We start from the raw sequence: 10,108 nt of genomic DNA, 5'->3' as shown, positions 1-10,108 counted from the left end.
TCCTCTCAAATTTTTAACCCTTGACCAAAGATTTTCTACTCCATTTTTACCAATATAAGAATTAATCTTTTCGGATAAAACCCATTCAACTACTTTAGTTACATCTTGGTTCATAGTAGTTTTATTTCTTAATAAAAATTCTTCAAGTATGTTCGAGTCAATGAGAATTTTAGGAGCTTGAGACGTTTTTTTATTGTTTTGGAATACTGATAAATTTTTGAGAAACATATCAATTCCTACACTAGAATCATTCGTTACTTTGTGAAGACTGAGTTTAATTTCGTATTGAACAAAAGGCTCTTCATTTTCCATATTATTTCTTAAATCCCAGAGGAATTTAATTACCTCTGGTTTAATACGTTCACCTAATGCTCTAATCCAATTAGCACGTTCGTCTACATCGCATCCTTGTTGTAATTTTGCGATTAAGTCAGAAGTATCAATTAAACTATATTTGGATTGTATTTGATTAGATGATTCTCTTGTCATGACTTTATTCACCTTTTGTAGTGTTTTAATTGTTGAAAATGCTAAAATTAGCGTTGCTGAATGGTAATGAATGATTTTGAAATTAAGTATCAACGCAAAACATACAGCAGATTCCAAGTATATGAATTACAGAGATGAACAATTGAATGTTTGTAGTACAAGTATCTTGCCCGCTTTGGGGTGTACCTCATCCTTAGTGGAATTTGCTGTAAGTTTTTCAATTGTAAATTTCAGCAACGCCCGAAAATTAGTTAGTGGGCGCAGTCACTATCATCTTGAATATTTTCCTCAACTTTTGCATCTTTTTCAACTTCTGAGTTTTCCTTTAGACGATTGGATAAAATATTAATCAAATTGTCGTCATTCTTCTGATAAAAATATTTTTGGTCTAAGGAAAAAAGAGTTCTTCTTAAAGAAGTGATACCGAAACGTTTATTATCTAATTGAATATCAAAGTAGTAATTTTTGAAATGTTCACTTACTTGTTTGCTAAAATCCGATTTTATATGACGAGGATTATGTTGGGTTATTTTAGCCACATCTTCTATTTCAAACAAACCTGTCAACGCTAAGTAAATCATAATTTTATACTTTTCAGAAATAGCACTTTGCCAAATTTCCTCTATTTCATCTAATAAATTATCAACTTCTGGAACGTTGACATTTTGATGACTTGCTAGTTTTTTCACTTCATCAATAGAGAAGAGAGGATTAAAGTCTTTTCGGGGCATATAACCTCACTTTATGTCAGAGTTTAGATGGCGTAACATTGAGAATAACATATTTTTGTTATCTAAATTACTTATTATCAATTAATGAGATAATTATGCCATTTAAAAAAAATTGTAGCAGTATCTCCCAAGAAGAAAACCCACAATTGTTGTACTAAACCCCAATCAGATAAACATATATATATTTACCTAATTTAACACTGTCCTATTTCCGCAGTATATTTTGACAAAACAAGCTGACTACAAGCTACCCTATCAGACAAAATCATTGTAGATATTTCAGAAGTATAAATCTCTAGATAAGCATCTTCATGGGTTTCAAATACATATTCTTTTCCTGCTTCAACAACACGCTCAAGCCACTGCCCCATGAAGTCAATTTTTAAGATAGCTATTCTTTCCGTACAGTTAGTATACAGGCACTTAATAGTTTTGAATTCTTCAGTTTTTTTAGCCATACTATTATCCTCCATATCAGAATTTCGTATGTAAATCATTTAAGTAAGATAAAGCATATTTATTATTTTTTAAACCAACAAATGTTGTCAGGTAAGCATTCAGCTGTCAGCTATCAGCTATCAGCTTACATTGTCATAGCAAAACAATTTTTGTTGGGTGATTATTTTCTAAATAACTCTTATATATAAAAAAAAAGCGGTAGTGATACCACCGTATTAAATATTTAAACCAAAATTTATGTTACCACAAAATAACTTGCATTCGGATACTCGTAAGCGAATCGATCAAATGATTCGGCCTGAATTTCGATTTTTCTTTACTTGGTTAATAGGAAAACCCTGTTTTGGAGAAACTGTACGACGGAAAACTGTAGGTGAAGATTTAGTATCTACATTCTTTATGCTAATCTTTGGTGTTGTTGTTGGTTATTTCGCATTTACAAGAGAATGCGTTAATTTAACTGCTGTTCCTATTAGCTGGGTTTGCGTATTGTCATCAACCCGTAAACTACGTCTAACTATTCAACATGCTTGCAGTCATAATGCTGTATTTTCTCATCGCTTCTGGAATAAAGCTCTGGGAGAATTTATTTCTATTCTGACTCTTACTTTGTCTTTCAGAGAATACCAGAAAAATCATACAAAAGTTCACCATTCTCACCATATCCTGACTCCTGGTGATGAAACTTACAACTTTCTGTTCCTTAATGTTGGTTTTCGCTTAGGAATGAAAGTAGATGAGGCATGGAAGCATCTCATTAAAACCATTTTTTCGCCCGCCTTTTATTGCTGTCAACTTTACTCAAGGATAAAATCAGCTTTTTGTTCTTCTTATCCTACTCATAACTTCATTTCCTTGGCTTTTTGGTTATCCATTTTATGTGGTGTGGGGATAACTCATTCTTGGCAAGTGTTTTTCTGGATATGGGTTTTACCTCTGAGTATCTTTTTTGAAGTGAGTAGTCTATTACGCCAATGTGTGGAACATAAGTTCGGAAATACCCCAGAAGAAATAACTTCTGCAATTTTCTGTGGCGAAGAACCCCCTATCTTTAACCCCTCTGATTCATTCTGGGTAAAAGTTTTGGGGTTAACTTGTTGGTGGATGAGAGTGTTTTTCTATCATCTCCCTGTACGCCTTTTGATTCTTACAGGAGACAGTCCAGTTCATGATTATCATCATAAACGGCCAGGCAATGATTGGGTTAACGCCCATATAGATAGACAAGCAGAAGTAGAAACTGGAGTTTCTTATACACACTCTTGGGGGTTACTGGAGGCGATCGCTAAAACTTTTGAGTCTCTTAGCATAATATCCTCAGACTATAGCGCTATGGGCAAGTTAGAAGTCAAAAGTCAAAAGTAATATCTGACAATTAAATTTTTGTAGTGCGGGCATCTTGCCCGCGATGAATGTACCAAATGAAATCTGCTGTAATATCATGTCCGCTGGTATAGTTTCTATAAATGAAGGCAGCTATGCTGAGGGCAGAGAGCAGGAAGAACAATTCCCTTCTGCCTTTCCTAATCAAAGTTACCGTGAATATCTACAAGAAAGTTTAAGTTTTTTCTGGCTTTTAAGCCTTCTTCCCTCTTCCTTATTTCTTCTTCCTTACATTAATAATATCATCTATTAAATTCATGTCTACATAAGTTCTACCTTTAGCATCTCCAGCTATGACAGTAAAAGGTTTATCTGGTTCTCCTAAATGATTTAAAACTAAAGTTGCCCCAGTAAAATATTGATTGTAAGTATAATCATTCACTGTAACAATTGTTTTTAACCCTGCTACTTTGGCAGCATTGAAACCATTATCTGAATCTTCAAATACTAGACAATTATCTGGTTGAAGATTCATTTTTTCTAACACATAATAATAAATATCTGGTGCAGGTTTTTTTTGTGGAACTATGTCTCCTGCTGCAATTATTTCAAACCATGATAAACTTTCCTTGCCCAAGGTATTTTCTAATAATGTATTTACATTTTCTAAGGTGCTAGTAGTAGCGATCGCTAACCGTACTTTCTGATTTCGTGCCTCTGCTAATAATCTTTTTACACCCAAGCGCAACGGAATAGTCCCTGTTGCTAATAATCTTTGATAATATTTAGTTTTCGTGGCGTGCAAATTATAAACTAATTCCTGGAGTGGAATAGATGATTTCAACTCTGGTTGATACTTACTAATATAAAAATTGATACGCTCTTTGCCACCCGCTACTTCCAACAATTCTCCGTACAAAGAAACTGACCATTCCCAGTCTAACCCTGCTTCAGCAAAAGCCTGATTAAAAGCTACTCTATGGCCATCTCGTTCTGTATTTGCCAACGTACCATCAACATCAAATATTAAGGTCATTTAATTCTAAAGTGTGATAATAAATTAATGATTATAGTTACTAAATCTATAGAAAAATATTCCTAGACAAGTGTTTTAATTAAGTGTTACCTTAACGGGGTGAACTACAACACCACGCCAGTTGCTTCAAGTCGGGAGACCCGCCCAACGCACTGGCTCCTCTATCCCATTGCTAAAAGCGTTTGGGACTGCTTTTCGTAATATATTTAAACTTCCATTGACATCAGCATTGTATTTGACACCATTTGAAGCTTTATAAAGTCCTCTTTTGACTCGTTTACCACTAAATCTATGTTTGACACCTTTTTGATAAACTGGTAAGTCGTCCAAGTCTAAAAAACTAGCAATTGAAGTATAACTCTCTTCATTAATTATTACTTTGATTCCTACTAATTTGGCTTTGTATTTTAGTTGTTCTATTAACTTAAAAAAAGGAATTTGAACAAAATTTTGATTGTTTTTTAGGCCAAGATTTATGCCTTGTTTCCAGTTAGGATTATTTCCTATTACTAAAGTTCCTATCTGACTTTCTATCAGATGATTAATAATATACCTGCTAGTCTTATGCAGATAATCATCAATCTTTAAATTTCTTTTTGTCGATAATCTTTGGATTCGATTACTACTTTTAGCCTCCTTTAATTGTGACTGTAGTTTGCCTTTTTTCTTATTATAGAATTGATTGATTGATTTGACTGGTCTGCCGTTAATAATTAAGGGTTGAAAACCTTTTTTATTTGATGTTACAGTCGCCAAATTATTCACTCCCAAATCTACAGAAGCTACATGAGATTGTTACAAATCTAATTTAACTTCAACAGATTCGTAAACCACTTCTATCACATAGTAATTAAGCTTAGGAATAATTCTCACAAGTTGGCCGAGAATCATAATTTATTTTACTGTCAAAAAATAGCTCACTTTTTGATAGTAATATCTTCTGATTTTTGACTAATTGAGGTTTACTAATCGCCTGTTTTGTATAAACTAAAATATTCCTCCCTTTCTGTTTATGTTTATATTTTGGCAGTTTAGGGCGGCTTTTAAACTTACTTGGACATTCATTATAAGCTCTTATAGCTTGAAAAAAACTTTGCCAATTTTTATCTAAAAGAATCAAAACCTGCTGAGAAACTTTCGCCGGTATTGCTTGATAATCTGCTCCCGACTGTAATAACTTTTGAACCTTGTGATAATTTAGATAATTTCCTTTATTAATAAACTCTTGTCTAACTATGTAGTTAGCTATGTTGTAGAGATTTTTAGACAAGAAAGCTAGAGCATCGAGTGATTTATAATTGGGATGATTTTTTTTAATAATAGTACGCTCTACTAACTGCATTATCCCGATTTTAAACATTTAACTATCTGTTCTGTTTTTCTTGTTCTTCTTCTGATTCCGATGTAATTATGGACACAAAATCCTCCATCAAATCATCAGTTTCTTCTGAGGCTAAATTAACTACTTCAATGTCTCTATTTGTTTGTGTTAAGAGAACTTTCAAATAATTAAAGCCCACTCTACTTAATCTATCTTTATGTTCACTTTCCTATCAAGTCATAATGTTTTTCTATAAAATCAATAAAGCTTTACAATACTATTCTTTAAGTTAAGTTAATTTTATAATCTCAACAGAACATTCACTTCATTAAACATCTACAATAAAAACAATTAAATCAATTATCCCACTCTTGTTCATCAATTCTTTCTCCCTACTCCCTACTCCCTAAACTAAGCACTAATTCCAAAAGTGATAAAAGTTACTAGACGCTGTACAAAATCGTCAATTTCCTCACTAGAAGTTTTTTCACTCAGGGGTTCTAATGGCTCAATTTGATTGAGAACTCGGATCAACATTGCTATCACAAGATCGAGTTTCCATTCTAATTCCATTGGAGATTGATTCGGAAGCACTTTCTGCATTATATCTAGAAATCTTTGGTGAGTTCTGCTAAATTCTACTTCCGCTAGTCTCTGAATTGGATATGGTTCCGTGCGACAACGGCCCATAAATTTAGCATGAATTAGACATTCCTCCGAGCGCTCCTGAATCATTCGTAGGGGTGGGGTAATTACAGCTTCTACAATTTCTGCCACTGAAGGGAGGTCTTCAGAGTCTTCCAAAATTGCCAGTTGTCGCATTTGTTCTTCAACAATAGGTTGCGCTACTCTTCTAATTACTGCGGTAAATAATTCTTCTTTTGAACCAAAATGGTAATGGACGGCAGCTAAATTCACATCCGCCTCTCGAATTATGGCCCTTAGAGAAGTTCCCGCAAAGCCAAGAGAGGCAAAAAGTTTCTCGGCAGCATTGAGAATTTGCTCTTTTGTGTCAATAGTTGAATTCTTGCTCATTCAGTCATGTCTATGATTTGCTCCACATTTTAGTCTAACATTTATATAGCCCTGTGCGCAGCCAACAATTAATAATTACCCCCTTCTTACTTCCTTCTTACTTCCTTCTTACTTCTTTCCTTCTTCCTTCTTCCTTCTTCCTTCTTCCTTCTTTCTTCTGCTATAAATCAACTCAGATCTTCTACAGCCCCCAAAGCTTTCAATACCTCCTTGTTACCCTCAGTTAACCCCTTAACCCCAGTAATATTCATACCTTCATAAGGTCTAGGCACTCGCAAAGTTCTCCAACATTCGCTACTCTCAACATCCCAAAATTTAACCGTGCCATCCAAACTACCACTAATAACCGTTTTACTATCTCCGCTACAGTCAACTGATGATATGTGTTCATTGTGTGCCTTCAGAGTTTTCCAACATTTTCCAGTACTAGCATCCCAAAGCTTTAAACTACCATTTTGAGCGCCACTCACAATAAATTTACCATTAGCACTAAATTTCACAGGCCAAACTAAACATTTATGCCCTCGAAGCGTTTTCAGACACTTTCCCGTCTTCACATTCCAAAGTTTTAAGGTTGTATCCTCACTACCACTAACCAAAAATTTCCCATCCGGGCTAAAAGCGATCGACCTCACATTCTTAGTGTGTCCCCTTAATGTCTTGAGGCATTCTCCAGTCTCAATATCCCAAATTTTGATAGTTTGGTCATTACTACTACTAGCGAGAGTGCGATCGTCAGGACTCAAAATCACCTTCCATACCCAACCTTGGTGTCCTGATAAAACCCGACACTCTTCAGTATCAATATCCCAAATTTTAACAGTTGCATCCTGACCTGCACTAGCTAAAAATTGACCGCAAGAAGTAAATGCAAGGGTCCAAATTCCACCTTGATATTGTTGAGTAGGATATAGTAAACATTTCCAGTAGCTACCAGAATTAACATCCCAAATTATAATAGTTTCATCATCGCTACAACTGACAATTTTCTTACCATCTGGGCTAAAAACCACTGACCAAATCAAAGCTTTATGACCTCTCAAACATTGCAAACATTCTCCAGTTTCCACATCCCATATCCTGACAACATAATCCAAATGACTGCTAGCAATTTTCTTACCATCTGGACTCAAAGCTACTGACCAAACTTGATCGGTATACCCTTGGAAAGTTTTTACACATTTCCCTGTTTGAGCATCCCAGAGTTTCAGCACTTGGTCATTATTTCCCGTTGCCACAGTTTTGTTATCGCAGCAAAAAGCCAGAGTCCGAATTCCTGTCTGATGACCTTTTCCCGTCGCCAGACATTGCCCAGTTTCAACATTCCAGAATCTAACAGTAGGTTCAAAACAAGCACTAGCTAAAGTTTTACCATCCGGACTAAAAGCCAGTACCTTGATTTCCTTTTGATGACCTGCTAGTTCTCGATCGCATTCTCCTGTTTTCACATTCCACAAGCGAATAACTCTTTCATAACCACAACTGGCAAGTTTTTCACCATCTGGAGTAAAAGCTACTGACCAGACACCATCTTTGCTGCCTGTCAGAGTCCGAATACAGCTAAATGTTTCAACATTCCAAAGCTTGATAGTTTTGTCTACACTGGCACTTGCTAGAGTTTTGCCATCGGGGCTAAAAGCAACGCCTAAAACCCAACCCTTATGTTCTTCTAAAGTTTGAATACATTCACCAGTATTAGCATCCCAAAGCTTGATGGTGTAGTCATTGCAGGCACTGGCAATTGTTTGAGCATCCGGGCTAAAAGTCAGAGAAAAAATCCAATTTGTATGTCCTTCTAAATTATGAATGCACTTACCTGTAGCGATATCCCACATTTTAATTTTACCATCGATACTACTGCTAACCAATTTCTCTCCATCGGGACTATAAGCAATGGATAAAACCCACCATTCGTGTTTTTGAAATGTTGCCATTTGTTGCCCATCTAGTACTCTTAATAAACGAACTAAGCCATTGGAGTCCCCTGTTGCTAGTAGTTTTCCGTCAGGACTAAATGCTAAGGCATGAATACCACCAAAAGATTGAGTGAAAATAGATTGCGTTAAGTCGGAATAGGAAAAGTTGACATCGTGTAAGTTAATTCCTTGGAGGTAAGCTTGTCTGATGGTAAGATAAGAAAAATTGTAGCCTTTTAAATTTGTCTTTAAATAACAGAATAAATTGAGAACATTTCCCCCTATATATCCTGGAAAAAGTGAATTTTGACGGATATTTTCTAGTATAAATAATAAATAATATTCTAGGTTTTTTTTATCCTGATAAAGCTCAATTAATCTTTTGGTAATAGGTGCAATAAAAATTCTGATTTGAGTATTTCTAATATAGTCTTTAGCTTGAGCCTGGAGTAAAGAATGATTATTAAAAAGTTGTAGTTTTCCTATTTTTATTTCTTGGCCAATTGAAGTGATTAATTTTTCTGTGACATATTCTATTAGAACTGGCTGGAGGGTAAAGTATTTCCCCTGTTTGCTTTTTTCTAGGGGAATTTTAATTTGTAGGGAACACAATGTTTCTGATAGATGATCTTGGGCATTTTTTGTAACTATATCTGATTTTAAATCAGTTATATAAATTGGTTCTCGATGAATCGTTAGCCAGTATAAAATTTCTTTTTCATCATCTGATAATCGTTCAAAATGCCTATCTAATAATTCACGAAGATCGGCAAAAATAGGTTTTCCTTGTGTTAAAAATTCAGTAATACTTCCAGGATAATCTTGAAGATGATGGGCTGCTAATTCTAATGCTAAAGGATTGCCGTTATAGAATTCAATTAATTTTTGCCATTCCTTGTCTGTAGCGAGAAAATCACCAATTTCTTCAAAAATAGCCCGTCCGTCTGCAGTATTTAAACCTGTTAATTCTAACAAACGAACTGGTTTACGTTTGCCTGAAAATCTCTGAATATTATTAATTTTTTCTCTACTAGTTAATAGCAAACAACTTTCATGGGGAACTGAAGCAATTTTTGATAAAAGTTGACCATACTCTTCATATCCTGGTTGATATTTTCCCGCAGCATCTCCTGATTCAAGGATACTCTCCACATTATCTAAGATTAATAAACAACGATGTTTTTTTAAATAGTCAAGTAGCAGAGATATTTGCTTGTTTATTTTATCTGGTAAATCAGCTATTTCTTGACGAGATATAAATTGAATTAAATCGGCAATAATTTCTGTAATAGGAGGCGCGTTGATGAGCGATCGCCAAATTACAAATTCAAATTCATCTTGAATATCTCGTGCTAAATGTAAAGATAAATCTGTTTTACCAATACCACCTTTACCTAATCTGATAGAGACTGCTGTTTTACCAATACCACCAATACCGATAATAGCAATGAGTCGGCAACGTTCTTGGAGAATCCATTCTTTGAGTGTTTTTAATTCTGTTTCTCTACCAAAGAAAGTTGGAATATCCGGTGCATCTCCCCAGTCTTGATAGGTGATTTTTTTATGTTGCTTTTCTTCATAATCAGATTCTTTTAAATCTAAAGAAAGACTACTAAAAAAGATTATCAGACTTTTTAAAGTAACTCCTTCATTCATTTTAAGAATTTTTGTCACAGTATGGCGGTGTAAACCAGTTGTTCGAGCAACTTGATTATAACTATATCCATTGTCCAAGAATTTAAGTAATTTCTTATCTATTTTTTGCTTTCCTGCTGCTGTTAGAACATAAGTCAATTTT

9 protein-coding genes and 1 pseudogene are annotated in these 10,108 nt (G+C 34.7%); 1 reads left to right on the top strand and 9 read right to left on the bottom strand.

Annotation, left to right across the window (positions count from 1 at the left end):
• The 3 genes from AC3DU7_RS05490 to AC3DU7_RS05480 all read right to left on the bottom strand — a co-directional run.
• A partial coding sequence (locus AC3DU7_RS05490; RefSeq protein ID WP_488038346.1) for a hypothetical protein occupies positions 1 to 489 on the bottom strand: 489 nt, incomplete at its 3' end.
• A gap of 251 nt (positions 490 to 740) precedes the next feature.
• Entirely contained in the window at positions 741 to 1,220 is a 480-nt protein-coding gene (locus tag AC3DU7_RS05485) for a hypothetical protein (protein WP_488038345.1), read from the bottom strand.
• Positions 1,221 to 1,414: 194 nt separating this feature from the next.
• Entirely contained in the window at positions 1,415 to 1,678 is a 264-nt protein-coding gene (locus AC3DU7_RS05480) for a DUF1830 domain-containing protein (RefSeq protein WP_488038344.1), read from the bottom strand.
• A 238-nt stretch (positions 1,679 to 1,916) separates the two neighbouring features.
• Here AC3DU7_RS05480 and AC3DU7_RS05475 point away from each other — a divergent pair, with 238 nt between their 5' ends.
• Positions 1,917 to 3,044, top strand: a complete 1,128-nt coding sequence (locus AC3DU7_RS05475) for a fatty acid desaturase (protein ID WP_488038343.1) — start codon at positions 1,917 to 1,919, stop codon at positions 3,042 to 3,044.
• A gap of 232 nt (positions 3,045 to 3,276) precedes the next feature.
• Here the strand turns inward: AC3DU7_RS05475 and AC3DU7_RS05470 are convergent, their stop codons facing one another.
• The 6 genes and pseudogenes from AC3DU7_RS05470 to AC3DU7_RS05445 form a co-directional block, all read right to left on the bottom strand.
• Positions 3,277 to 4,038: an HAD family hydrolase gene (locus tag AC3DU7_RS05470; protein WP_488038342.1), complete on the bottom strand. Its 762-nt coding sequence runs from the start codon at positions 4,036 to 4,038 to the stop codon at positions 3,277 to 3,279.
• A gap of 126 nt (positions 4,039 to 4,164) precedes the next feature.
• Positions 4,165 to 4,818 (bottom strand): annotated as a pseudogene (locus AC3DU7_RS05465) (RNA-guided endonuclease InsQ/TnpB family protein); the annotation flags it as partial.
• A 76-nt stretch (positions 4,819 to 4,894) separates the two neighbouring features.
• The gene (locus tag AC3DU7_RS05460; protein WP_488038341.1) at positions 4,895 to 5,398 is read right to left on the bottom strand and encodes a transposase; all 504 of its coding nucleotides are present in this window, start codon (positions 5,396 to 5,398) and stop codon (positions 4,895 to 4,897) included.
• A 4-nt stretch (positions 5,399 to 5,402) separates the two neighbouring features.
• A complete protein-coding gene (locus AC3DU7_RS05455; protein ID WP_488038340.1) occupies positions 5,403 to 5,543 on the bottom strand; it encodes a hypothetical protein in 141 nt (46 codons plus the stop codon).
• 227 nt (positions 5,544 to 5,770) lie between these two features.
• Entirely contained in the window at positions 5,771 to 6,394 is a 624-nt protein-coding gene (locus AC3DU7_RS05450) for a TetR/AcrR family transcriptional regulator (protein ID WP_488038339.1), read from the bottom strand.
• A 167-nt stretch (positions 6,395 to 6,561) separates the two neighbouring features.
• Positions 6,562 to 10,108, bottom strand: a 3,547-nt coding sequence (locus AC3DU7_RS05445) for a WD40 repeat domain-containing protein (RefSeq protein WP_488038338.1), incomplete at its 5' end; no start/stop codon positions are given.

The organism is Okeania sp. (assembly GCF_983059655.1).
This window is presented reverse-complemented; position numbering and strand designations above follow the sequence as displayed.

What these genes read in the sequence shown, in the direction of transcription:
- AC3DU7_RS05460 (WP_488038341.1), bottom strand. Translation starts at nt 5,398, where the DNA reads ATGTTTAAAATCGGGATAATGCAGTTAGTAGAGCGTACTATTATTAAA.
- AC3DU7_RS05485 (WP_488038345.1), bottom strand. Translation starts at nt 1,220, where the DNA reads ATGCCCCGAAAAGACTTTAATCCTCTCTTCTCTATTGATGAAGTGAAA.
- AC3DU7_RS05470 (WP_488038342.1), bottom strand. Translation starts at nt 4,038, where the DNA reads ATGACCTTAATATTTGATGTTGATGGTACGTTGGCAAATACAGAACGA.
- AC3DU7_RS05450 (WP_488038339.1), bottom strand. Translation starts at nt 6,394, where the DNA reads ATGAGCAAGAATTCAACTATTGACACAAAAGAGCAAATTCTCAATGCT.
- AC3DU7_RS05480 (WP_488038344.1), bottom strand. Translation starts at nt 1,678, where the DNA reads ATGGCTAAAAAAACTGAAGAATTCAAAACTATTAAGTGCCTGTATACT.
- AC3DU7_RS05475 (WP_488038343.1), top strand. Translation starts at nt 1,917, where the DNA reads ATGTTACCACAAAATAACTTGCATTCGGATACTCGTAAGCGAATCGAT.